A 23,608-nucleotide genomic window follows, 5' to 3' on the forward strand; every position below is an offset into this window, starting at 1 on the left:
CCGGTACTCCGGGGCTTTTTGGTCTGATTTGGCGTCGCTCAGATCCAGGCTTTCACTTTAATAAACTCGCTCAGCGCCGCCTCAGGGCTGCCGGCCTCCGGCTGGTAATCATATTCCCAGCGCACCAGCGGCGGCATCGACATCAGAATAGATTCCGTCCTACCGCCGGTCTGCAGACCGAACAGGGTGCCACGGTCCCAGACCAGATTGAATTCGACGTAGCGGCCGCGGCGATAGAGCTGAAAATGGCGCTCACGCTCGCCGTACGGCGTGGCTTTTCGGCGTTCGACGATGGGTAAATAGGCGTCAGCGTAACCGTTACCCACTGCCTGCATAAAGGCGAAGCAGTGGTCAAAATCCGGGGTGTTCAGGTCGTCAAAGAACAGACCGCCAATCCCGCGCTGTTCCTGGCGGTGCTTCAGATAGAAATAATCATCGCACCATTTTTTATAGCGCGGATAGACGGCTTCGCCGAACGGCAGACACAGATCGCGGGCGGTACGATGCCAGTGGACGGCATCCTCTTCAAAGCCGTAGTAAGGGGTTAAATCAAAGCCGCCGCCGAACCACCACACCGGCTCGGCGCCAGGCTTTTCGGCAATAAAGAACCGCACGTTGGCGTGGCTGGTGGGCACATAGGGGTTCAGCGGATGGACCACCAGCGAGACGCCCATGGCTTCAAAGCTGCGTCCGGCCAGCTCCGGGCGGTGGGCGGTGGCGGAGGCTGGCATGGCGTCGCCATGGACATGGGAAAAGTTGACCCCCGCCTGCTCGAACACATTGCCGTCGCGCAGCACCCGGCTGCGTCCGCCGCCGCCGCCTTCCCGCTGCCAGGCGTCTTCAATAAACGGCGCGCCATCCACGGCGCTTAGCTGCTGACAGAGGCTGTCCTGCAGCTGGAGCAGAAAAGTTTTAACCTGCGCGGCATCGGGTTTCATTAACGTCTCTTCGAATGGGCTTTCTGGTTATCGAACCAGTGGAAATAGCTGATAATGCCGTTGGCAATCGCGGTGGCGATTTTCTGCCGGAAGGCGGTGGTGCCGAGCAGTTTTTCCTCGTTCGGGTTCGTAATGAACGAGGTTTCCACCAGCACGGACGGTATAGACGGCGACTTCAGCACCACGAACGCCGCCTGTTCGGTATTGCGGCTGTGCAGCTTATGCACCGGCTTGATCTTTTTCAGGATATGCGAGCCCAGCGTCAGGCTGTTTTTAATGGTGTCGGTCTGTACCAGATCGAACAGCACCTGCTGCAGCAGATGGTCTTTATCCGTCGCTTTCTTACCGGCGACCTCGTCGGCGCGGTTTTCGCGATCGGAGAGGTATTTCGCCATGGCGCTACTGGCGCCGCGGTTTGACAGAGCGAACACCGAGGCGCCGGCAGCGCTCGGGTTGGTGAAGCCATCGGCGTGGATCGACATAAACAGATCGGCGCCGTGCTGATGGGCAATCTCCACGCGGTCATACAGCGGGATAAAGGTATCGCCGGTGCGGGTCAGGCGGGCGTCAATGCCGTTGCTGCGCAAGATGCTGCGCACGTTCTTTGCGATCGCCAGCACCACATGCTTCTCTTTCGAGCCGTTATGGCCGATAGCCCCTGTGTCGATGCCGCCGTGGCCCGGGTCGAGCATCACAATGCGGCGAGCGCCGGCCTTTTTGACGGCGGGTTTGCTGTGTCCATTTGATGTTTTCAGTGGCTGCTCTTTTGCGCTGACCTGTGCAGTGACGCCGCTCAGCGTCATGGCAGCCAGCCCGGCTTTCAGCACCTGACGGCGCGAAGCAAGTATTTTTAAGGGTTTAAAAGTGCTCATTCGGCCTGAATTGTAAACAAGTGATGTCCAATGTTATATCGTATCGCGTTTGCCGTTACGACCATTCAAAATAAGAATTGTTTTACTTTTCATTTCAATACATGACAAAGTCATATTATGCCATTTTTTGTCGCTGATTTCGCCTGATATTGGCTATCAGTCATATTCGCGCCATAATCACTGTTTTTAACCGTCAATGGTGGGGAATACCATGGAGATTCGCGTTTTTCGCCAGCAGGATTTCGAAGAGGTTGTGACGCTGTGGGAGCGTTGCGATCTGCTGCGTCCCTGGAACGATCCGGAGATGGATATTGAGCGCAAGCTGAATCACGATGTCAGCCTGTTCCTGGTGGCGGAAGTGAACGGCGAAGTCGTCGGTACGGTGATGGGCGGATATGACGGCCATCGCGGGTCGGCCTACTATCTGGGCGTCCATCCTGAATATCGCGGTCGGGGGATCGCGAACGCGCTGCTCAACCGTCTGGAGAAAAAGCTGATTGCTCGCGGCTGCCCGAAAATCAATATTATGGTCCGCGAGGACAACGACGTGGTGCAGGGGATGTACGAGCGGCTGGGCTATGAGTACGCCGATGTTCTGACCCTGGGCAAACGCCTGATTGAAGATGAAGAATACTGAGTTTATCCCCGCCGATTTTGATGCCCATGGCCGTCTGCGTCTGCCTTTCCTTTTCTGGTGCGTGCTGTTGTTACAGGCCCGCACCTGGGTGCTGTTCTTGATGGCCGGCGCGTCGCGTCAGCAGGGCGACGCGATTCTTAATCTGTTCTATCCCGATCACGACCGCTTCTGGCTCGGTCTACTCCCCGGCGTGCCGGCGGTGCTGGCCTTTCTGCTTAGCGGCTATCGTCAGCGCCTGCCGCGCCTGTGGCGGGCGATGCGCTGGCTGCTGGTGTTATCGCAAGTGCTGCTGTTGCTGTGGCAGCCGATGCTATGGCTGAGCGGCGAATCTCCTTCCTCGCTGACCATCGGACTGCTGGCGGCGGATGGGTATGCCCTGTGGTGGCTGGCGACCAGCCGTCGCCTCGGCGCCTGTTTTCGCCAGACCACCTTTTAATGGCACTTTTTGCCGATCGTGAACTCCAACATGCGTTGAATGACTCAGAAAGGATTGTGATATGAAATCGCTACGTGTAATGCTCTGCGCGCTTCCGCTGGCGCTGACCGGCTGCTCAACGATGAGCGCGGTCAACTGGTCGGCGGCCTATCCGTGGAACTGGTTTGGTTCTTCCACCGAGGTGACCGAGCAGGGGGTGGGGAAACTGACGGCGTCCACGCCGCTCAACGAACAGGCCATTAGCGATGCGCTGGGGAGCGACTACCGTTTGCGCAGCGGAATGAAGACCGATAAGGGGAATATCGTCCACTACTTTGAAGCGCTGAAAGACAACAGCGTGGCGCTGACCATCAATGGCGACAACGGCGCCATCAGCCGGATTGACGTCCGCGATGCCGAAATCAAAACCGCCAGCGGCGTGAAAATCGGCACACCGTTCAGCGACCTGTACAGCAAAGCCTTCGGCAACTGCCAGAAAGGCAGCAATGACAATGGCGCGGTCGTCGAGTGTCAGGCCGAGGGGAGCCAGCATATCAGTTACGCCTTCACCGGTCACTGGAGCGGCCCGGAGGAGCTGATGCCCTCCGACGATACGCTGAAAAACTGGAAGGTCAGCAAAATTATCTGGCGTCGCTAAATTGATCTGAAGAGACACGATGGCCCTGAAAAACGGTTACAATGGCGCGTTAGCAACGCGACAGCGTTGTAGTTGCATCATTTCAGGAGGAGCGATGTCTCAGGTTCAGAGCGGCATTTTGCCGGAACATTGCCGCGCGGCGATTTGGATTGAAGCCAATATCAAAGGGGACGTTAACGCCCTGCGCGAAGCGAGCAAAAATTTTGTCGATAACGTGGCCACCTTCCAGGCTAAATTCCCCGACGCTAAACTCGGTGCGGTGGTGGCGTTCGGCAATACCGTCTGGCGTCAGCTGAGCGGCGGCGAAGGGGCGGAGGAGTTAAAAGATTTTCCGGTCTACGGCAAAGGGCTGGCGCCATCCACCCAGTATGACCTGCTGATTCATATTTTATCCGCCCGCCATGAAGTGAACTTCTCGGTGGCGCAGGCCGCGCTGGCCGCCTTTGGCGACGCTATCGAGGTGAAAGAAGAGATCCACGGCTTCCGCTGGGTGGAAGAGCGTGACCTCAGCGGCTTCGTCGACGGCACCGAAAACCCGGCGGGGGAAGAAACCCGTCGTGAAGTGGCGGTGATCAAAGACGGCGTGGATGCGGGCGGCAGCTACGTATTCGTCCAGCGCTGGGAGCATAATCTCAAACAGCTGAACCGCATGAGCGTGCCGGATCAGGAGATGATGATTGGCCGCACCAAGGAAGCCAACGAAGAGATCGATGGCGACGCACGTCCGGTCACGTCTCACCTGAGCCGCGTTGACTTAAAAGAAGATGGCAAAGGGCTGAAAATCGTCCGCCAGAGCCTGCCGTATGGCACCGCCAGCGGTACCCATGGCCTCTATTTTTGCGCCTACTGCGCGCGTCTGTACAACATCGAGCAGCAGCTGCTGAGCATGTTCGGCGATACCGACGGCAAACGCGACGCGATGCTGCGCTTCACCAAACCGGTGACCGGCGGCTATTACTTCGCGCCGTCCCTGGAGCGTATTCAGGCGCTGTAATGCTTTCCCCTCACCCTAACCCTCTCCCTGAGGGAGAGCGCCGGGGTGAGGGGGAGAGTTCCTCGTGCGTGCGCAGGATCACCTGCAGCACGCCGGTTTCGTTCCGGTCATACTCGATATTCCAGAAGCGTAAAACGGTCCAGCCTTGCTGCTTAAGCCATGTTGTGCGCCGGGCATCGTATTCAGTCCGGCTGTCATGCTGGCCGCCGGCGAGCTCAATCACCAGGCAAAATCTTGAATATAGGGTCCGGCGGGATGCTGGCGGCGAAACTTGTAGCTGGCAAAACGGCGATCGCGCAGCTGGTGCCACAGGCGGCGCTCCTGCGGCGTCAGGTGGCGGCGCAACTGCCGGGCGTCATTTGTGCTGTTTTCCATTAACAAAGTGTGCCACGCTGTTCGCTCCTAGTCCGATTTCATCACCTTATTTGCCAGCCGCTTTCAGCTAAGCTTTGCCAGGTGCTTATTCCCTTTTCGACTTCCAAATCGCCAAACGGTATATAAAACCGTTACTCCTTTCGTACCCGTTATAAATATGATGATCATCAGTAAATGATCATTTTTGATAAGGGTGCGCAATGGCCGTTAAATCACTGAAAAAAGGATATCTGGCGCTGGCGGCTTCCATGCTGCTGGTGGCGCAGGCGCAGGCGACGGAGCTGCTGAACAGCTCCTATGATGTCTCCCGCGAGCTGTTTGCCGCCCTTAACCCGCCTTTTGAGCAGCAGTGGGCGAAGGACAATGGCGGGGACAAGCTGACCATCAAGCAGTCGCATGCTGGCTCGTCCAAGCAGGCGCTGGCGATCCTGCAGGGCCTGAAGGCGGACGTGGTGACCTACAACCAGGTGACGGACGTGCAGATCCTGCATGACAAAGGCAACCTGATCCCGGCCGACTGGCAAAGCCGCCTGCCGAACAACAGCTCGCCGTTCTATTCGACGATGGGCTTCCTGGTGCGCAAAGGCAACCCGAAAAACATTCATGACTGGAATGACCTGGTCCGCTCTGACGTTAAGCTGATCTTCCCGAACCCGAAAACCTCGGGCAACGCGCGGTATACCTACCTGGCGGCCTGGGGCGCGGCGGATAAAGCCGACGGCGGCGATAAAGCCAAAACCGAACAGTTTATGACCCAGTTCCTGAAGAACGTCGAAGTCTTCGACACCGGCGGACGCGGGGCGACCACCACATTCGCCGAGCGCGGCCTGGGCGATGTGCTGATCAGCTTCGAGTCGGAAGTGAACAATATTCGCAAGCAGTATGAGGCGCAGGGATTTGAAGTGGTGATCCCGAAAACCAACATTCTGGCGGAGTTCCCGGTGGCCTGGGTGGATAAAAACGTCAAAGCCAACGGCACGGAAAAGGCGGCGAAGGCCTACCTGAACTGGCTCTACAGTCCGCAGGCGCAGACCATCATTACCGACTACTACTATCGGGTAAACAACCCGAAAGTGATGGATTCGCTGAAGGATAAATTCCCGCAGACCGAACTGTTCCGCGTGGAGGACAAGTTTGGCTCCTGGCCTGAGGTGATGAAGACCCACTTCGCCAGCGGCGGCGAACTGGACAAACTGCTGGCGGCGGGGCGTAAGTAATGTTTGCTGTGTCGTCCAAGCGCGTGCTGCCGGGCTTTACCCTGAGCCTCGGCACCAGCCTGCTGTTTGTCTGTCTGATTCTGTTATTACCGCTCAGCGCGCTGGTGATGCAGCTGGCGCAGATGAGCTGGGCGCAGTACTGGGATGTGATCACCAACCCGCAGGTGGTGGCGGCCTATAAGGTGACGCTGCTGTCGGCGTTCGTGGCCTCGATTTTTAACGGCGTCTTCGGCCTGCTGATGGCGTGGATCCTTACCCGCTATCGTTTTCCGGGCCGCACGCTGCTGGATGCCTTAATGGATCTGCCGTTTGCGCTGCCGACGGCGGTGGCCGGCCTGACCCTGGCTTCGCTGTTTTCGGTTAACGGCATTTATGGGGAATGGCTGGCGAAGTTCGATATTAAAGTGACCTATACCTGGCTCGGTATCGCCGTGGCGATGGCGTTCACCAGCATCCCCTTCGTGGTACGTACCGTGCAGCCGGTGCTGGAAGAGCTGGGACCGGAATATGAAGAAGCAGCGGAAACGCTGGGCGCTACGCGCTGGCAGAGCTTCCGCAAGGTGGTGCTGCCGGAGCTGTCGCCAGCGCTGCTGGCGGGCATTGCCCTGTCGTTTACCCGCAGCCTCGGCGAATTTGGCGCGGTGATTTTTATCGCCGGCAACATCGCGTGGAAGACGGAAGTGACGTCACTGATGATCTTTATTCGACTGCAGGAGTTTGACTATCCGGCGGCGAGCGCCATCGCCTCGGTGATCCTGGCCGCCTCACTGCTGCTGCTGTTTTCCATCAATACCCTGCAGAGTCGCTTTGGTCGACGCGTGGTAGGTCACTAATGGCGGAAGTTACTCAATTGAAACGCTACGACGCGCCCCGCATCAACTGGGGAAAATGGTTTCTGATTGGCGTCGGGATGCTGGTCTCCGCCTTCATCCTCGTGGTGCCGATGCTTTACATCTTTATCCAGGCCTTCAGCAAAGGGTTAATGCCGGTGCTGGAAAACCTGGCCAATCCGGATATGCTCCACGCCATCTGGCTGACGGTGATGATCGCCTTGATTACCGTGCCGGTGAACCTGGTGTTTGGGACCTTGCTGGCCTGGCTGGTCACGCGCTTTACGTTCCCGGGACGCCAGCTGCTATTGACGATGCTGGATATCCCGTTCGCTGTCTCGCCGGTGGTAGCCGGTCTGGTTTATCTGCTGTTCTACGGCTCTAACGGTCCGCTGGGCGGCTGGCTTGATGCGCATAACCTGCAAATCATGTTCGCCTGGCCGGGCATGGTGCTGGCGACGATCTTTGTCACCTGTCCGTTTGTGGTGCGTGAGCTGGTGCCGGTGATGATGAGTCAGGGCAGTCATGAAGATGAGGCGGCGGTCTTGCTGGGCGCTTCCGGCTGGCAGATGTTCCGCCGGGTGACGCTGCCCAATATTCGCTGGGCGCTGCTGTACGGCGTGGTGTTGACCAACGCCCGCGCCATCGGCGAATTCGGCGCGGTGTCGGTGGTCTCCGGTTCGATCCGCGGAGAAACCCTGTCGCTGCCGCTGCAAATTGAATTACTGGAGCAGGATTACAACACCGTCGGCTCGTTTACCGCCGCGGCCCTGCTGACGTTAATGGCTATTCTGACCCTGTTTTTAAAGAGTATGTTGCAATGGCGTCTGGCCAATCAGGAAAAACGCGCGCAACAGGAGGGAAATCATGAGCATTGAGATTGCCAATATTAAGAAATCGTTTGGTCGCACCCAGGTGCTGAATGATATCTCGCTGGATATCCCTTCCGGACAAATGGTTGCGCTGCTGGGGCCTTCCGGCTCCGGGAAAACGACTCTACTGCGGATTATCGCCGGGCTGGAACATCAAACCAGCGGTCATATCCGCTTCCACGGTACCGACGTCAGCCGGATGCACGCCCGCGACCGTAAAGTGGGCTTCGTCTTCCAGCACTATGCGCTGTTCCGCCATATGACGGTGTTCGATAACATCGCCTTTGGCCTGACCGTGCTGCCGCGCCGCGAACGACCCAACGCCGCGGCGATTAAAGCCAAAGTGACCAAACTGCTGGAGATGGTGCAACTGGCTCACCTGGCGGATCGCTATCCGGCGCAGCTGTCCGGTGGTCAGAAACAGCGCGTGGCGCTGGCGCGCGCCCTGGCGGTAGAGCCGCAAATTCTGCTGCTGGATGAACCTTTCGGCGCGCTGGATGCGCAGGTGCGTAAAGAGCTGCGCCGCTGGCTGCGTCAGCTGCATGAAGAGCTGAAATTTACCAGCGTGTTCGTCACCCACGATCAGGAAGAGGCGATGGAAGTTGCCGACCGGGTGGTGGTGATGAGCCAGGGCAACATCGAACAGGCCGATGCGCCTGAACGCGTGTGGCGTGAGCCGTCGACCCGCTTCGTGCTGGAGTTCATGGGGGAAGTGAATCGCCTGCAGGGGGTTATCCGCGGCGGACAGTTCCACGTTGGCGCTCACCGCTGGCCGTTAGGCTATACCCCGGCATACCAGGGGCCGGTGGATCTGTTCCTGCGTCCGTGGGAAGTGGACATCAGCCGCCGAACCAGCCTGGATTCGCCGCTGCCGGTGCAGGTCCTGGAGGCCAGCCCGAAAGGTCACTACACCCAATTAGTCGTCCAGCCTCTGGGGTGGTATGACGAACCGCTGAGCGTGGTGTTAACGGGCGATGAGGCGCCGTCCCGCGGCGAACGACTGTTCGTCGGGCTGCAAAACGCGCGCCTGTACAACGGTACCGAGCGTATCGAGCCGCGCGGCGAGCTTGCTCTGGCGCAGTCGGCCTGATAGCTTAAATCCATGTGCTTTTGCCGGGTGACGCTGTGCTTACCCGGTCTGGAATTATCACGCGTCTGGTAGGCCGGGTAAGCGAAGCGCCGCCCGGCTTTTTTATTGAGTAAAAATCGTGAATACACTCGAACACACCATCGGCAATACCCCTCTGGTCAGGCTTCAGCGTCTGGAGCCGGACAATGGCAGCGAAATCTGGGTCAAACTTGAAGGCAATAATCCAGCCGGTTCGGTGAAAGATCGCGCTGCGCTGTCGATGATCGTTGAAGCGGAAAAGCGGGGCGAAATTCAGCCCGGCGACGTGCTAATTGAAGCGACCAGCGGCAACACCGGTATCGCGCTGGCGATGATCGCCGCGCTGAAAGGCTACCGGATGAAGCTGCTGATGCCCGACAACATGAGCCAGGAGCGCCGGGCCGCGATGCGCGCCTATGGCGCCGAGCTGATCCTGGTCACCAAAGAGCAGGGGATGGAGGGGGCTCGCGACCTGGCCCTGGAGATGGCTCAGCGCGGGGAGGGCAAACTGCTCGATCAGTTCAACAACCCGGACAACCCCTACGCCCACTACACTACCACCGGGCCGGAAATCTGGCAGCAGACCGAGGGGCGTATCACCCACTTTGTCTCCAGTATGGGGACCACCGGTACCATTACCGGCGTGTCACGTTTTCTGCGCGAACAGAGTAAACCGGTGACCATTGTCGGCCTGCAGCCGGAGGAGGGCAGCAGTATTCCCGGGATACGCCGCTGGCCGGCAGAGTATATGCCGGGGATCTTTAACGCTTCGCTGGTGGATGCGGTGCTGGATATTCATCAGCAGGATGCCGAGAACACCATGCGTCAGCTGGCGGTACAGGAAGGCATTTTCTGCGGCGTCAGCTCTGGCGGCGCGGTAGCCGGGGCGTTACGTATCGCTCGCGAAAACCCAGGCGCGGTGGTGGTGGCGATCGTCTGCGATCGCGGCGATCGCTACCTCTCCACCGGCGTGTTCGGCGAGGAACACTTTAGCCAGGGGGCGGGTATTTAATCATCGAGCAGGTCGGTGCCGTAGGAGTTATCGACGGTGCACAGCCAGCGCTCGCCCTGCTTCTGAAAGACATAGGTTGCGCGTCGCGTAACCTGTGTTATCCCCTGTGCCGTCGGGATATCCAGCCGGGTCTCCATAATCACCAGCGCATTGCCGCCGCCCTCGATGACCTCCATTTTCCCCTGAGTCACGATCAGCCGGTGCTGGAAATAGTCGGCAATGGCGATAAACGCTTTGCGGATATTCTCTTTCCCTCTGACCACCATGCCCGGTTTGACGACCAGCGCGGCGTCTTCCGCGTAATAGCCCATCAGGGTATCGTAATCTTCCTGCGAGATAGCGCGGTCGCAGGCCTCAATGACTGTTTTTAGCGTCAGGTCAATGTGATGCATCTCTGGTGCTCCTTATTGTGAGCGATTTATCAGCCACCGAGAGCGTTGTATCCGTCTCGACGTTCCGGTCATGCAGGTAAGACTACGCCAGTTTTCGTTTAATTTTTCAGTAACTTGTCGACAGCTGCCATCCCTCCCCGATGCGTTCGGCGCACTGCCTGCGTCAGGGGGCGTTTAACACCTGGGCTATATCGGCCGCCAGGCGGGCAATCTCAGCGTCGCTCAGGCGGCCCAGCGACAGGCGTAGCCCGTGGGAGGGCGTACGGATGCCAAACACCTCCCCCTCGCGGACCAGCCAGCCGGCCCGGGCCAGGCGTAAGGCGTAGGGTTGGCTCGCCGTTGGCAGCGGCAGCCAGAAATTGAGGCCATCGCCAGGCGCAGCATGACTGTCGCCGTGCCGGGCCAGCGCTGCCGCCAGTTTCTCATTCTGTTGCCGATAGTGACGGCGGGTCTCCGTCATCGAGGCGATAAACGCCTTATCGGTGAGACAGGCCAGCGTCAGATCCTGCAGCAGATGGCTGACCCACTGGCTGCCGGCGTTAAGCCGCAGACGCAGCGCGGAGGAGGTGTCGACATCGCTGGCGATAAAAGCCAGCCGCAGGTCTGGCCCGAGGGTTTTTGACATCGAACGCACCACCGCCCAGCGTTGGGTGCTCGCTGGCAAAGGAGAAAACCAGGGCGTGGCCGACAGCAGGGCAAAGTGGTCATCGACGATCGCCAGCACCTGCGGATAGCGGGCCAGCACCTCCCGCAGGGCATGCGCCCGGGTTTCCGTCAGGCTACAGCCGGTAGGATTGTGCGCGCGCGGGGTCAAGATCACCGCTCGCGCGCCGTTGCGTAACGCCTCCTCCAGCCCGTCTGGATCCATCCCCTCGGCATCCACCGCCACCGGGCAGGGGGTAAAGCCAGCGTAACGCACCATATTGATGCTGCTGAGAAAACAGGGATCTTCAACCACCACGCCGTCGCCGGGGAGCAGCAAGGCGCACAGCAGACGCTCCAGCGCGTCAATCGCCCCGCTGGCGAGATTCAGGGCAAAGGGAACGGTTATCTCCCTGGCAAACCATGCCTCAGCCCATTCTCCTAGCCGCGGCTCGATGGGGGCATCGCCATACAGGCGGGGCGTGCGGGCAATTTGGCCCAGATAGCGTGGTAAATCAGGCAGCCTGGCGGGATCCGGATTGCCGCTGGAAAGATCGTTCAGCAGCGTCGTGGGGTCACCGCCTTCCAGCGCTGGCAGCGGATCCCGGGCTTTGATAGCTGTGCCGTTTCGTCCATGGCTGACGGCCAGCCCGGAGGTGACCAGCCGTTTATAGGCGGCGGCGACGGTATTGCGATTCACCGCAAGCTGGCTGGCGAGCTCGCGGACCGGCGGCAGAACCTCTCCGGGCTGCAAGCCACCGCTCTGCACCAGATGGCGGATATGATCGAAGATATCGCTGGCGGTTTTTCCGGCAAACATTATTGACCTATGACAAAATGAAATTTAGCATAGGACGAATCATAATCAGAGCGTGACCCGCTGTCCAGCGGGGGGAGAAAAGATGGGCCAGCAAGATGACATACAATCAGTGCTCTTTCACGACAAAAGCCGGGCGTCGGAAGTCGATATCGTCGCCGTGCAGTCGCAGGTAGTCTACGGCAGCGTCGGCAACAGCATCGCGGTACCGGCGATTAAACAGCACGGTCTGCGCGTGCTGGCGGTGCCGACGGTGCTGTTCAGCAATACGCCCCATTATGAGACGTTCTATGGCGGCATTATCCCGGAGGAGTGGTTTGTCGGGTACCTGCAGGCGCTGGAGGAGCGCGACGCGTTGCGCGAACTGCGTGCGGTGACCACCGGTTATATGGGCAACGCCGTGCAAATTGAACGTCTGGCGCAGTGGCTGACGCGGGTCCGCGACCGCCATCCCGATCTCTGTATTCTGGTGGATCCGGTGATTGGCGATGTCGACAGCGGTATCTACGTCAAGGCCGAGATCCCGGACGCCTATCGTCAGCACCTGCTGCCGCTAGCGCAAGGCATCACCCCTAATCTGTTTGAGCTGGAGACGCTGAGCGGCCAGCGCTGTCGCAATCAGCCGGAGGCGGTCGCCGCGGCGCGTAGCCTGCTGTCGGACAGCCTCAAATGGGTGGTGATCACCAGCGCGCCGGGAGAGGCTGATTCGACGATCAATGTGCTGGTGGTGACGGCCGATGCGGTGGAGGTGGTGGTTCACCCGCGGGTGGAGACGGATTTAAAGGGTACCGGCGATCTGTTCTGCGCCGAGCTGGTGAGCGGGTTGCTTTCCGGCCTGGCGCTGGGTGCTGCGACGGAGGCAGCCGCCCAGCGCGTGCTGGAGGTGATGAACTGGACTGCCGCGCAGGGATGTGACGAACTGATCCTGCCGCCGCTGGAGAAACAGAGATGAAAAGCTATCGGTTAGTAATCCGTCAGCAGGGACGCATTGTTGGTCATTTTGATACTTCAGGGGAGGCGGCGCTGGAGGATGCCTGCGTGGCGCGGTCGCTGTTCGGCCTGGCCGGTGGATATCAGTGTGAACTGCTGGTCTCTGACAGCGAGCGGCGAATTCTGGAGAGCACTCCGGAAGGATTGCGTATCTTATCCCGCGAAAAATGCTATCAGCCGGTGACCCACGCGATATAAAAAAATGGCGCCGAAAGGCGCCATTTTTATGCAGCAGATATTACTTCTTGATGCGGATTACCGGGGTTTCACCCACGGTCACGCTACCGGACAGTTTGATCAGCTCTTTGATCTCGTCCATGTTGGAGATAACCACCGGAGTCAGGGTCGACTTGGCTTTCTCTTCCAGCAGCGGCAGATCGAATTCGATAACCGGGTCGCCGACTTTCACGCGCTGGCCTTCTTCAGCGATACGCTTGAAGCCTTCGCCTTTCAGTTCAACGGTATCAATACCGAAGTGAACGAACAGCTCGATGCCGCTATCAGATTCAATAGAGAACGCATGGTTGGTTTCGAAAATTTTACCAATGGTACCGTCTACCGGCGCGACCATTTTGTTGCCGGTCGGTTTGATGGCAATCCCATCGCCCACAATTTTTTCCGCAAAAACCACATCCGGCACGTCTTCAATGTTGACGATCTCACCGGAGAGGGGAGCAACAATCTCAATAGTTCCGGTGTCTTTCTTGTCATCAGAAACCAGAGATTTCAATTTATCAAACAAACCCATGATCTTCTCCTAAGCAGTAATTTGGGCCGCGCATCTCGTGGATTAGCAGATTGTTTTTTCTTCAATGAACTTGTTAACCAGCGTCATTAACTCGTCCGTTGTCGGTTGAGCAAGAGCCTGCTCTGCTAATACTTTCGCATCTTCGAAGTTCGTGTTACGAATAATCTTCTTGATGCGCGGGATGGAAATGGCGCTCATAGAGAATTCGTCCAGCCCCATACCCAGCAACAGAAGTGTAGCACGTTCATCGCCCGCAAGCTCACCGCACATGCCAGTCCATTTACCTTCAGCGTGAGAAGCATCAATAACTTGCTTAATCAGATTCAGTACAGACGGTGACATCGGCTGGTAAAGATGTGAAATCATATCATTACCACGGTCAACTGCCAGAGTATATTGCGTTAAATCATTGGTGCCGATACTAAAGAAATCAACTTCTTTGGCCAGATGACGAGCAATGGTCGCCGCAGCCGGTGTTTCCACCATCACGCCGATCTCAATGGATTCGTCAAATGCTTTACCTTCGTCACGCAGTTCCTGTTTGTAGATTTCGATCTCTTTCTTCAGCGCACGCACTTCTTCAACAGAGATGATCATCGGGAACATAATGCGCAGCTTACCGAAAGCGGAGGCACGCAGAATGGCGCGAACCTGATCGCGGAGGATCTCTTTACGATCCATCGCGATACGCACAGCACGCCAGCCGAGGAACGGGTTCTCTTCTTTCGGGAAGTTCATGTACGGCAGCTCTTTGTCGCCGCCGATGTCCATGGTACGCACGATAACGGCCTGAGAGCCACAGGCTTCAGCCACCGCTTTATAAGCCGCAAACTGCTCTTCTTCGGTTGGCAGCGCGTCGCGATCCATGAACAGGAATTCAGTACGATACAGGCCTACGCCTTCGGCGCCGTTGCGCTCAGCACCTTCGACGTCGCGAACGGTACCGATGTTGGCGCACACTTCAACCTGATGGCCGTCGAGAGTAATCGCCGGCAGATCTTTCAGTTTCGCCAGTTCGGCTTTTTCTTCCGCAACCTGAGCCTGCAGATTACGCAGCGCTTCAATTTGCTCGTTGGACGGGTTGATCAGAACCTGGTTGTTCACCGCGTCGAGAATCAGATAGTCGCCGTTTTTCACCTGCGCCGTGATGCTGCCGGTGCCCACGATGGCCGGCAGTTCGAGGGAACGCGCCATGATGGAGGTGTGGGAGGTACGGCCGCCCGCGTCGGTGATGAAACCCAGCACTTTTTTCAGGTTCAGCTGTGCGGTTTCTGACGGGGTCAGATCGGCGGCGACGAGGATGACTTCATCCTGAATCGCGCTCAGATCGATGATGGCCAGACCAAGGATGTTGCGCAGCAGGCGCTTACCGATATCACGTACGTCAGCCGCACGTTCTTTCAGGTATTCATCGTCCAGCTCTTCCAGGGCAGTGGCCTGACCGTCGATAACTTCATTGGCTGCCGCGTCGGCAGTCATATGCTTATCTTTAATCAGGGCTATGATTTCCTGCTCAAGCTCCTCATCTTCCAGCAGCATAATATGCCCTTCGAAGATGGCTTCTTTTTCTTCACCGAAAGTTTCACCAGCTTTGGTTTTGATGACCTCCAGCTGGGCGGAGGCCTTGGCGCGGCCGCTCAGGAAACGTTCGACTTCCTGATCAACCTTATCGGCAGAAATTTTCTTCCGGTCGATGACAATTTCATCTTCCTTCAGCAGCAGTGCTTTGCCGAAGGCGATACCCGGGGATGCTAAAATGCCTGAAATCATAACCCTACCTTACTTGTGACTGATATGAAAAAGAACCCGTGAACTTACTCGAGTTCAGCCATCAGTTTAACCAGATGCTCAACCGCTTTCTGTTCATCTTCGCCTTCCGCGGAGAGGGTTACTACGGTGCCCTGGGTCAGGCCCAGAGTCTGCAGTTTGAACAGGCTTTTGGCGCTGGCGCTTTTGCCGTTGGAGGTTACAGTGATCTCAGAAGTGAAGCCTTTAGCTTCTTTAACAAACTGAGCAGCAGGGCGGGTGTGCAGACCGTTCGGAGCGGTAATGGTAACTTCTTGCTGGAACATTATATTTCCCCAACTTATAGGTTTAGTGTTGTGGACCTAAAGTCTAGTCTAACGACTCGACTTTAGCCTGTATTGTTAGCGCCGGCGTTACGTTTCCGGCCTTGGCGTCGGCAGCGCCTGGCGCTGCGAAGACCTGCGGGCCATTGACGTCTAGCACGTCATTAAACATTATGCCGCGAAAGGAAGACTTGAACCAAATCATAAAATCGATTCAGCTGGCGGAAATCCTCTTCTGAATAATTTCGCGCATCAAAATAAATGTGCTGGTTAAATACCAGACCCTACGAGGTGAATCAATGCCAGGAGGGGTAAAACTTTGACGTATGCCACAAAAAAGCACCTGAAAAGGTGCTTTTTTACACATTATTTACAAGCTGGCACTACTGTTGCAGTTCTTTCTCGGTGAAGAGATCGGCAAACAGCGCGGTGCTTAAATAACGCTCACCCGAGGAAGGCAGGATAACCACAATATTCTTATTGGTAAAGGCTTCATCTTCCTGCAGCTTCAACGCCGCGGCAACGGCGGCCCCGGAAGAGATACCCGCGAGGATGCCTTCTTCTTCCATCAGGCGGCGTGCCGTGGAGATCGCTTCATCATTGGTGATACCGATCACTTTGTCCACCAGCTTCAGATCCAGGTTACCAGGAATGAAGCCGGCGCCGATGCCCTGAATTTTGTGCGGGCCCGGCTTGAGCTCTTCACCCGCCAGCGCCTGGGAGATAACCGGCGAATCGGTCGGTTCAACCGCGACAGTGAACAGATCTTTTTTGCCCTTGGTGTTTTTAATGTAGCGGCTGACGCCGGTCAGCGTACCGCCGGTACCTACGCCGGAGATGAAAACATCCACCTGACCGTCGGTGTCTTCCCAGATTTCCGGGCCGGTGGTCTTTTCGTGGATTTCCGGGTTAGCCGGGTTGCTGAACTGCTGCAGCAACAGGAATTTTTCCGGGTTGCTGGCGACAATCTCTTCCGCTTTCTGAATGGCGCCTTTCATGCCTTTGGCGCCTTCGGTCAGCACCAGGTTGGCGCCCAGCGCTTTCAGAAGCTTACGACGCTCGATGCTCATGGTTTCCGGCATGGTTAGCGTTAGCTTGTAGCCGCGAGCCGCCGCCACGTAGGCGAGGGCGATACCGGTGTTGCCGCTGGTCGGTTCGACCAGTTCCACGCCCGGTTTCAGCACGCCGCGCTTTTCAGCATCCCAGATCATATTGGCGCCGATACGGCATTTTACGCTAAAGCTCGGGTTACGAGATTCTACCTTTGCCAGGATACGGCCGTTACCAATGCGGTTCAGTCGTACCAGCGGCGTATGACCGATAGTCAGGGAGTTGTCTTCAAAAATCTTACTCATGGCCCGTCCTTAACTGTATGAAATTTGGGGGTACGGCATCAGCATACCCGCTTAAAGAATATGCGGAAGTAAGGATTTAGCATATCTATATGCGGAAGGGAAATAATGATGATCAAGAAGGAATAAGTGAGATATAAGGAGCGGCTTTCGCCGCTCCAGGGGAGGTGCTGCTGTTACTTCCAGCTGGCGTGTCTGTCGCGATAGCAATCGACCCACATGGCGGTGGCGCCGCAGATAGCCACCGGGAGGATCACCAGGTTTAACACCGGGATCATGGTGAACAGGCTGGTGAGCGCGCCAAACTGCATATTCATCACCTTGCGGCTGCGCAGCGCTTCGCGCATGGTCCTGAAGGGGACCTTGTGGTTATCGAAGGGGTAATCGCAGTATTGAATCGCCAGCATCCATGCGCTGAACAGGAACCAGAGTACCGGGGCCACCGTCTGGCCAACGCCGGGTATAAAGTAGAGCAGCAACAGTACGATGGCGCGGGGCAGGTACCAGGCCAGCTTCTGCCACTCACGCTTCATGATGCGCGGAATATCCTTCATGATGCCAAAGACGCCGACGTCCGGCGGGGTGGCGCCCGTCAGACGCGCTTCCAGCTGTTCCGCCAGCAGGCCGCTGAACGGGGCGGCAATCCAGTTGGCAATAGTAGAAAAGAAATAGCCAAACACCAGCAGGATCGACAGCACCACCACCGGCCACAGCAGGTAATTTAGCCACTGCAGCCAGTCAGGCACATGGCTCATCAGCGAAGGGATCCAGCTGTCGAGACGGGTAAACAGCCACCAGAAAGCACCGCCCATCAGCAGCACGTTAACCAGTAAAGGCAGGAAGACATAACGACGTATGCCCGGCAGCCTGATGAGTTTCCAGCCCTGCGAAAAGTAGTATACGCCGCTACGCGGGGTCGGTGCGGATGATGAAACCATAGCCAGGCATTGCTCCTTTTTGAACATCCAGTGTGAATGCTCGCTTATTTTATCGGGTCGTCAGACAATAACCAGTTAGGAAATGTTCGAAAAAACAGCAAAAAGCACGATTTAGTTCATCTTTATGTGGTGAAAGCGACCGACGCACTTGCACTTGAGGTAATCGGCAAATACTCTTAGTGAGTAAATGTTTGCCGTGGTGGCAAGGTGTTAGAACAACAGAGAATATAATGATGCAGGATTTGCGTCTGATATTAATCATTGTTGGCGCGATCGCCATAATCGCTTTACTGGTACATGGTTTCTGGACCAGCCGTAAAGAACGTTCTTCGATGTTTCGCGATCGCCCACTGAAACGTATGAAGTCGCGCGACGATGAGTCGGAAAACGACGACTTTGATGATAATGTTGAAGGCGTAGGTGAAGTCCGCGTTCATCCGGTGACTCACGCTCCGCACGGCGCGCAGGGGGAGCATGAAGCCCCTCGTCAGGCGCCGCAGCACCAGTACCAGCCGCCTTACGAGCGCCAGATGCAGCAGCCTGTGCGTCCTGAGGAACCGGTTCGTCAGGCGCCGCCGCGCCAGGCCCCGGCACAACCGCAGGGACAACCGTCTGCGCCGCATGCGGCTCCGCAGCCTGGCTGGCAACAGCCGCAACCCGCGCAGCCGCAACACCAGCCGCAACCTGCTGTGCAACAGCCTGTCGCGCCGCAGCCGGTGACCCCGACCGTCGCCCAGCCGCAGCCGGCCGCTCCGCAGCAGCCTGCGCCACAGCCTGTTGCCGCACCGCAGCCCGCGGTTGCTGAACCGCAGCCGACAGAGCCGCAGCAGCCTGCAGCGCCCCAGCCGAAAGAGCGTAAAGAGACGGTCATCGTGATGAACGTTGCCGCGCACCATGGCGCGCAGCTTAACGGCGAGGTGCTTATCAATAGCATCCAGCAGGCCGGGTTCAAGTTTGGTGAAATGAATATTTTCCACCGCCATCTGAGCCCGGACGGCAGCGGCCCGGTACTGTTCAGCCTGGCCAACATGGTGAAGCCGGGGACCTTCAATCCGGACAGCATGGCGGATATGATGACCCCTGGGGTGACTATCTTTATGCAGGTCCCTTCCTACGGTGATGAACTGCAGAACTTCAAGCTGATGCTGCAGTCTGCGCAGTATATCGCCGATGAAGTGGGCGGCGTGGTGCTTGACGATCAGCGTCGCATGATGACGCCGCAAAAACTGCGTGAATACCAGGATCGTATTCGCGAAGTGAAAGACGCGAACGCCTGACGTCGCGCGTTATCTCAACTCCTTCTCAACCCCCGCCTGTCGGGGGTTTTTTATCATTGATGGTGTGATATGGAACCGATCGAACAACAACTGACTGAACTGCGAACCACGCTTCGCCATCATGAATACCTGTACCACGTTATGGACGCACCGGAAGTGCCCGATGCGGAGTATGACCGGCTGATGCGCGAGCTGCGCGAGCTGGAGAGCCAGCATCCGGAGCTGATTACCCCGGATTCACCGACTCAGCGCGTGGGGGCGGCGCCGCTGACCGCCTTCAGCCAGATCCGCCATGAAGTGCCGATGCTGTCGCTGGACAACGTGTTTGACGAAGAGAGCTTTCTGGCCTTCAACAAGCGGGTGCAGGATCGCCTGAAAAGCACTGACCCTCTCATCTACTGCTGCGAGCTGAAGCTCGACGGCCTCGCGGTGAGCATTCTCTACGAAAACGGCGTGCTGGTGCAGGCGGCGACCCGCGGCGACGGCACCACCGGCGAGGACATTACCTCTAACGTGCGAACCATCCGCACCATCCCGCTCAGGCTGCATGGCGATAATATTCCCGCACGCCTGGAAGTGCGCGGGGAAGTATTCCTCCCGCAGGCCGGGTTCGAAAAAATCAATGAAGAAGCTCGACGCACCGGCGGAAAAGTGTTTGCTAACCCGCGCAATGCGGCGGCGGGCTCGTTGCGCCAGCTGGACCCGCGCATCACCGCGAAGCGACCGCTTACTTTCTTCTGCTACGGCGTTGGGGTGCTGGAGGGCGGTGAGCTGCCGGCCAGCCACTCGGCCCGTTTACAGCAGTTTAAAGCATGGGGATTACCGGTGAGCGATCGCGTCACCCTATGTCATACCCCCGAGGAAGTGCTCACTTACTATCGTAAAGTCGAGGAAGATCGTCCCCATCTGGGCTTTGACATTGATGGCGTGGTGATCAAAGTCGATTCGCTGGCGCTGCAGGAGCAGTTAGGTTTCGTGGCCCGCGCGCCGCGCTGGGCCGTGGCCTTTAAGTTCCCCGCCCAGGAGCAGATGACTTTCGTCCGGGACGTGGAGTTCCAGGTGGGCCGCACCGGGGCGATTACGCCGGTGGCGCGCCTGGAGCCGGTCCATGTCGCCGGCGTGCTGGTGAGTAATGCCACGTTGCATAATGCCGATGAGATCGAACGCTTAGGCTTGAAAATCGGCGACAAGGTGGTGATTCGCCGGGCAGGCGACGTGATCCCTCAGGTGGTCAACGTGGTGCTTTCCGAACGCCCGGCAGATGCCCGGGATGTTGAATTCCCGACCCACTGCCCGGTCTGTCAGTCCGACGTTGAGCGAGTGGAAGGCGAGGCGGTAGCCCGCTGTACCGGCGGCCTTATCTGCGGCGCGCAGCGTAAAGAGTCGCTCAAGCACTTTGTCTCCCGTCGCGCGCTGGACGTTGACGGCATGGGCGACAAGATCATCGACCAGCTGGTGGAGAAAGAGTACGTCCATACCCCGGCGGATCTGTTCCGGCTGACCGCAGGGAAACTGACCGGGCTGGATCGGATGGGGCCGAAGTCCGCGCAAAACGTGGTCAACGCTCTCGAGAAAGCCAAAGAGACAACCTTTGCACGTTTCCTCTACGCCTTAGGCATTCGCGAGGTAGGGGAAGCGACGGCGGCGGGCCTGGCGGCGCATTTCGGCACCCTCGAGGCCCTGGAGCAGGCTTCCATTGAGGAGCTGCAGAAGGTCCCTGATGTCGGCATTGTGGTCGCCACCCATACCTTCAACTTCTTTGCCGAAGAGAGCAACCGCGATGTCATCGCGCAGCTGCTGGCGGAAGGGGTTCACTGGCCGGCGCCGGTGGTGGTGAAGGCGGAAGAGATTGACAGCCCGTTTGCAGGCAAAACCGTCGTCCTGACCGGCAGCCTCAGTCAGCTGTCGCGGGATGACGCCAAAGCGCGTCTGGTGGCGCTGGGGGCGAAGGTGGCGGGCAGCGTATCGAAGAAGACCGATCTGGTGATTGCTGGCGAAGCGGCGGGTTCTAAGCTGGCGAAAGCGCAGGAGCTCGGCATCGAGGTGATTGACGAAGCCGAAATGATGCGTCTGCTGGGAGAATAACGTGGATAAAGCGCAGCTGGTGGAGATCGCCAATACTGAGATGCCGTTCGGTAAATACAAGGGGCGTCGTTTAATCGATGTCCCGGAGGAGTATTTATTGTGGTTCGCGCGCAAGGATCAATTCCCTGCCGGCCATCTCGGCGAGCTGATGGCGCTGACCCTGCTGATTAAAAGCGAGGGGCTGAGCGATCTGGTCCAGCCCCTGAAGAAAGCGCGTTAAGCTTTGGCGGCGTTGGCCTTTTCCTGAGCGAGACGCGCATCGGTTTGCTGTTTATAGCGCCGCGCCAGCACCGCGCAGACCATCAGCTGGATTTGATGGAAGATCATCAGCGGCAGCACCATGATGCCGAGGATGGAGGTCGGAAAGAGAATATTGGCCATCGGGATGCCGTTGGCCAGGCTCTTTTTCGAACCGCAGAAGACGATGGTAATTTCATCGGCTTTGTTAAAGCCGCAGCGGCGGGCGACGAACACATTGACCGCGATGACGATGGCCAGCAGCACCAGGCTGACCACCACGATAAACAGCAGCGATCCCAGACCCACTTTATGCCAGATGCCGTTCACCACCGCCTCGCTAAAGGCGGAGTAAACCACCAGCAGAATCGAGGTCTGGTCGGTCTTACCAATCCACTTCTTATGCTTCGCCACCCAGTTGCCGATCCACGGCCGCGATAAATGGCCGAGCACGAAAGGCAACAGCAGCTGCAACATGATCTTTCCGACCTGCTCGAGGCTACCGCCTGCGCCATGAAGGTTCATCAGGGCACCCACCAGCAGCGGTGAAACAAAGATGCCCAACAGGCTGGAGGCCGAGGCTGAGCAGACCGCCGCCGCGACGTTGCCTCCGGCCAGCGAGGTGAAGGCGATGGCGGATTGCACGGTGGCCGGCAGAATGCACAAATAAATAAAGCCGCTGTAGAGCATCGGATCGACCTTCACCGGCGCCCACCAGGCAAACAGGACCCCCAGCACCGGGAAGAGAATAAAGGTGCTGCACATCACCCACAGATGCAAACGCCAGTGGCTGCCGCCGGCGATAATTGCCTCACGGGAGAGTTTGGCGCCGTGCATAAAGAACAGCAGGGCGATGGCGGCGGTGGTCAGGTGTTCAAAGAAGGGGACGAAAGCGCCCCGGGCCGGGAAGAATGAGGCCAACAGGACAACGGTGACCAGGGTTGCCGTAAACGGATCGAGAATGCGGAAAAGTTTCATAAACGCTCCTGAAAAGAGATGCGTTATTGTGCTTTTTTTGATTTGAGAAATAAAATTGATTTATTGCATCTATTCATGAATAAAAAAGATGAATTACTCTCTGCGTCAGTTAAAAGTATTTGTTACCGTCGCCCGCGCCAGGAGCTTTAGCCGGGCGGGGGAGATGATTGGCTTAAGCCAGTCGGCCGTCAGCCACAGCGTCAAGGAGCTGGAGCATCAGACCGGGGTCCGTCTCCTCGACCGTACCACCCGGGAGGTGGTCCTCACCGAGGCGGGTCAGCAGCTGGCAGGCAGGCTGGAGCGCTTGCTCGATGAGCTGGCGGTGACGCTGCGCGATGCCGGTCGGGTAGGCCAGCAGCTGAGCGGCACCGTCAAGGTTGCCGCCAGTCAGACGATTTCCGCCCACCTTATTCCCCAGTGTATTGCCCACAGCAATCGTCGCTATCCTGATATCGATTTCGTCCTGCACGACCGGCCCCAGCAGTGGGTGCTGGAGAGTATTCGCCAGGGGGAAGTGGATTTCGGCATTGTGATTGACCCTGGCCCGGCGGCGGACCTGCAATGTGAAGTGGTCCTGGCGGAACCTTTTTTGCTGCTCTGCCGGGAGGATCATCCTTTTGCCAGCCTGACTGAAGTGCCATGGCAGGCGCTACAGAATGAGAGACTGATCCTGCAGGACTATGCCTCCGGCAGCCGTCCGCTGATTGATGCGGCTCTCAGCAGGCTGGCTGTCCGGGCGAACATTGTGCAGGAGATTGGCCATCCGGCAACGCTGTTTCCGATGGTGGAGTCGGGAATTGGCATCAGCGTACTGCCGGCGCTGGCGCTGCCGTTACCGCAGGGAAGCCATCTGGCGGTGAAGCGACTCACTCCGATAATGGAGCGGCAGCTGATGCTGGCATGCCGGAAAAATCGCTCGCTGTCGACCGCCGCCCAGGCGTTATGGGAAATCGTGCGAGAAGAAGGGGAGAATCTCACCGCCGCCAGGGTTGAAGATCCGCTGTATCAGCGTTGATAGCGGTTTATCGCCACGGGGAGGCTCGTGGCCAGAGCGTGCGTTCCGCGCATAGCAAAAAGGCGCCTTTAGGGCGCCTTTTTACATTGGTGGGTCGTGCAGGATTCGAACCTGCGACCAATTGATTAAAAGTCAACTGC

The 23,608-nt window shown here is 57.8% G+C and carries 25 protein-coding genes and 1 pseudogene; 15 read left to right on the forward strand and 11 right to left on the reverse strand.

Going from position 1 to position 23,608, the window contains the following annotated elements; all coding sequences use genetic code 11:
- Positions 1 to 38 precede the first annotated feature (38 nt).
- Positions 39 to 938 (reverse strand): oxygen-dependent coproporphyrinogen oxidase, encoded by a 900-nt coding sequence (gene hemF, locus ABLV54_RS21750; protein ID WP_101881322.1) that lies wholly within the window; start codon positions 936 to 938, stop codon positions 39 to 41.
- Positions 938 to 1,810, reverse strand: coding sequence for an N-acetylmuramoyl-L-alanine amidase AmiA (gene amiA, locus ABLV54_RS21755; RefSeq protein WP_060590130.1), 873 nt, complete (start codon positions 1,808 to 1,810; stop codon positions 938 to 940). The genes hemF and amiA overlap by 1 nt, the downstream gene beginning before the upstream one ends.
- Before the next feature lie 211 nt (positions 1,811 to 2,021).
- Here amiA and ABLV54_RS21760 point away from each other — a divergent pair, with 211 nt between their 5' ends.
- The 4 genes from ABLV54_RS21760 (at position 2,022) to ABLV54_RS21775 (ending at position 4,514) form a co-directional block, all read left to right on the forward strand.
- A complete protein-coding gene (locus tag ABLV54_RS21760) occupies positions 2,022 to 2,447 on the forward strand; it encodes a GNAT family acetyltransferase (RefSeq protein ID WP_002913637.1) in 426 nt (141 codons plus the stop codon).
- The gene (locus tag ABLV54_RS21765; protein ID WP_032453690.1) at positions 2,434 to 2,883 is read left to right on the forward strand and encodes a DUF2919 domain-containing protein; all 450 of its coding nucleotides are present in this window, start codon (positions 2,434 to 2,436) and stop codon (positions 2,881 to 2,883) included. The genes ABLV54_RS21760 and ABLV54_RS21765 overlap by 14 nt, the downstream gene beginning before the upstream one ends.
- A gap of 61 nt (positions 2,884 to 2,944) precedes the next feature.
- Positions 2,945 to 3,520 (forward strand): RpoE-regulated lipoprotein, encoded by a 576-nt coding sequence (locus ABLV54_RS21770; protein ID WP_032453689.1) that lies wholly within the window; start codon positions 2,945 to 2,947, stop codon positions 3,518 to 3,520.
- A gap of 94 nt (positions 3,521 to 3,614) precedes the next feature.
- A complete protein-coding gene (locus tag ABLV54_RS21775) occupies positions 3,615 to 4,514 on the forward strand; it encodes a Dyp-type peroxidase (RefSeq protein ID WP_048297987.1) in 900 nt (299 codons plus the stop codon).
- Positions 4,515 to 4,592: 78 nt separating this feature from the next.
- Here the strand turns inward: ABLV54_RS21775 and ABLV54_RS21780 are convergent.
- Positions 4,593 to 4,889, reverse strand: a pseudogene (locus ABLV54_RS21780) (DUF559 domain-containing protein).
- A gap of 200 nt (positions 4,890 to 5,089) precedes the next feature.
- Here ABLV54_RS21780 and cysP point away from each other — a divergent pair.
- From cysP to cysM, 5 genes are all read left to right on the forward strand, one after another.
- Positions 5,090 to 6,106 (forward strand): thiosulfate/sulfate ABC transporter substrate-binding protein CysP, encoded by a 1,017-nt coding sequence (cysP, locus tag ABLV54_RS21785; RefSeq protein ID WP_032444750.1) that lies wholly within the window; start codon positions 5,090 to 5,092, stop codon positions 6,104 to 6,106.
- The gene (gene cysT / locus ABLV54_RS21790; RefSeq protein ID WP_002913626.1) at positions 6,106 to 6,939 is read left to right on the forward strand and encodes a sulfate/thiosulfate ABC transporter permease CysT; all 834 of its coding nucleotides are present in this window, start codon (positions 6,106 to 6,108) and stop codon (positions 6,937 to 6,939) included. Before cysP ends, cysT begins: the two co-directional genes overlap by 1 nt.
- Positions 6,939 to 7,814 (forward strand): sulfate/thiosulfate ABC transporter permease CysW, encoded by an 876-nt coding sequence (gene cysW / locus ABLV54_RS21795; protein ID WP_004201990.1) that lies wholly within the window; start codon positions 6,939 to 6,941, stop codon positions 7,812 to 7,814. Before cysT ends, cysW begins: the two co-directional genes overlap by 1 nt.
- Complete coding sequence (gene cysA, locus ABLV54_RS21800) at positions 7,804 to 8,898, forward strand: sulfate/thiosulfate ABC transporter ATP-binding protein CysA (RefSeq protein ID WP_004201991.1); 1,095 nt, start codon at positions 7,804 to 7,806, stop codon at positions 8,896 to 8,898. Before cysW ends, cysA begins: the two co-directional genes overlap by 11 nt.
- 118 nt (positions 8,899 to 9,016) lie before the next feature.
- A complete protein-coding gene (gene cysM / locus ABLV54_RS21805) occupies positions 9,017 to 9,928 on the forward strand; it encodes a cysteine synthase CysM (RefSeq protein WP_101881324.1) in 912 nt (303 codons plus the stop codon).
- Here cysM and ABLV54_RS21810 read toward each other — a convergent pair.
- Together ABLV54_RS21810 and ptsJ are read right to left on the reverse strand one after the other, a co-directional pair.
- On the reverse strand, positions 9,925 to 10,320 hold the full coding sequence (locus ABLV54_RS21810) for a nuclear transport factor 2 family protein (RefSeq protein WP_023290596.1): 396 nt from the start codon (positions 10,318 to 10,320) through the stop codon (positions 9,925 to 9,927). The two genes, cysM and ABLV54_RS21810, sit on opposite strands and share 4 nt — an antisense overlap.
- 163 nt (positions 10,321 to 10,483) lie before the next feature.
- Complete coding sequence (gene ptsJ, locus ABLV54_RS21815) at positions 10,484 to 11,782, reverse strand: transcriptional regulator PtsJ (RefSeq protein WP_248861037.1); 1,299 nt, start codon at positions 11,780 to 11,782, stop codon at positions 10,484 to 10,486.
- Positions 11,783 to 11,864: 82 nt separating this feature from the next.
- On the opposite strand from ptsJ, the gene pdxK reads away from it, so the two are divergent.
- Both pdxK and ABLV54_RS21825 read left to right on the forward strand, forming a co-directional pair.
- Positions 11,865 to 12,731 (forward strand): pyridoxine/pyridoxal/pyridoxamine kinase, encoded by an 867-nt coding sequence (gene pdxK / locus ABLV54_RS21820; protein WP_023290594.1) that lies wholly within the window; start codon positions 11,865 to 11,867, stop codon positions 12,729 to 12,731.
- Entirely contained in the window at positions 12,728 to 12,967 is a 240-nt protein-coding gene (locus ABLV54_RS21825) for a hypothetical protein (RefSeq protein ID WP_044524307.1), read from the forward strand. The genes pdxK and ABLV54_RS21825 overlap by 4 nt, the downstream gene beginning before the upstream one ends.
- A gap of 40 nt (positions 12,968 to 13,007) precedes the next feature.
- On the opposite strand, the gene crr is transcribed toward ABLV54_RS21825, so the two are convergent.
- The 5 genes from crr to cysZ all read right to left on the reverse strand — a co-directional run bounded on the left by crr (position 13,008) and on the right by cysZ (position 17,876).
- Positions 13,008 to 13,517: a PTS glucose transporter subunit IIA gene (gene crr, locus ABLV54_RS21830; protein WP_000522253.1), complete on the reverse strand. Its 510-nt coding sequence runs from the start codon at positions 13,515 to 13,517 to the stop codon at positions 13,008 to 13,010.
- Between the two features lie 42 nt (positions 13,518 to 13,559).
- On the reverse strand, positions 13,560 to 15,287 hold the full coding sequence (gene ptsI, locus ABLV54_RS21835; RefSeq protein ID WP_004201998.1) for a phosphoenolpyruvate-protein phosphotransferase PtsI: 1,728 nt from the start codon (positions 15,285 to 15,287) through the stop codon (positions 13,560 to 13,562).
- A 44-nt stretch (positions 15,288 to 15,331) separates the two neighbouring features.
- On the reverse strand, positions 15,332 to 15,589 hold the full coding sequence (ptsH, locus tag ABLV54_RS21840; protein ID WP_002913505.1) for a phosphocarrier protein Hpr: 258 nt from the start codon (positions 15,587 to 15,589) through the stop codon (positions 15,332 to 15,334).
- A 380-nt stretch (positions 15,590 to 15,969) separates the two neighbouring features.
- Positions 15,970 to 16,941 (reverse strand): cysteine synthase A, encoded by a 972-nt coding sequence (cysK, locus tag ABLV54_RS21845; protein WP_023290592.1) that lies wholly within the window; start codon positions 16,939 to 16,941, stop codon positions 15,970 to 15,972.
- Positions 16,942 to 17,114: 173 nt separating this feature from the next.
- Positions 17,115 to 17,876, reverse strand: coding sequence for a sulfate transporter CysZ (gene cysZ / locus ABLV54_RS21850; protein ID WP_023290591.1), 762 nt, complete (start codon positions 17,874 to 17,876; stop codon positions 17,115 to 17,117).
- Between the two features lie 230 nt (positions 17,877 to 18,106).
- Here cysZ and zipA point away from each other — a divergent pair, with 230 nt between their 5' ends.
- The 3 genes from zipA to ABLV54_RS21865 all read left to right on the forward strand — a co-directional run bounded on the left by zipA (position 18,107) and on the right by ABLV54_RS21865 (position 21,458).
- Positions 18,107 to 19,153, forward strand: coding sequence for a cell division protein ZipA (gene zipA / locus ABLV54_RS21855; RefSeq protein ID WP_164481522.1), 1,047 nt, complete (start codon positions 18,107 to 18,109; stop codon positions 19,151 to 19,153).
- Between the two features lie 69 nt (positions 19,154 to 19,222).
- A complete protein-coding gene (gene ligA / locus ABLV54_RS21860; RefSeq protein WP_032453683.1) occupies positions 19,223 to 21,238 on the forward strand; it encodes an NAD-dependent DNA ligase LigA in 2,016 nt (671 codons plus the stop codon).
- Position 21,239: 1 nt separating this feature from the next.
- Positions 21,240 to 21,458, forward strand: a complete 219-nt coding sequence (locus tag ABLV54_RS21865; protein WP_004202007.1) for a DUF3820 family protein — start codon at positions 21,240 to 21,242, stop codon at positions 21,456 to 21,458.
- On the opposite strand, the gene ABLV54_RS21870 is transcribed toward ABLV54_RS21865, so the two are convergent.
- Positions 21,455 to 22,453 carry a bile acid:sodium symporter family protein gene (locus ABLV54_RS21870; RefSeq protein ID WP_023290588.1) on the reverse strand — a complete coding sequence of 333 codons (999 nt, stop codon included), beginning with the start codon at positions 22,451 to 22,453 and terminating at the stop codon, positions 21,455 to 21,457. The two genes, ABLV54_RS21865 and ABLV54_RS21870, sit on opposite strands and share 4 nt — an antisense overlap.
- 88 nt (positions 22,454 to 22,541) lie before the next feature.
- On the opposite strand from ABLV54_RS21870, the gene ABLV54_RS21875 reads away from it, so the two are divergent.
- Complete coding sequence (locus ABLV54_RS21875) at positions 22,542 to 23,468, forward strand: LysR family transcriptional regulator (RefSeq protein WP_060590115.1); 927 nt, start codon at positions 22,542 to 22,544, stop codon at positions 23,466 to 23,468.
- Positions 23,469 to 23,608 lie beyond the last annotated feature (140 nt).

It is taken from the genome of Klebsiella sp. JB_Kp042, from assembly GCF_040065275.1.
Lineage (GTDB): Bacteria > Pseudomonadota > Gammaproteobacteria > Enterobacterales > Enterobacteriaceae > Klebsiella > Klebsiella quasipneumoniae.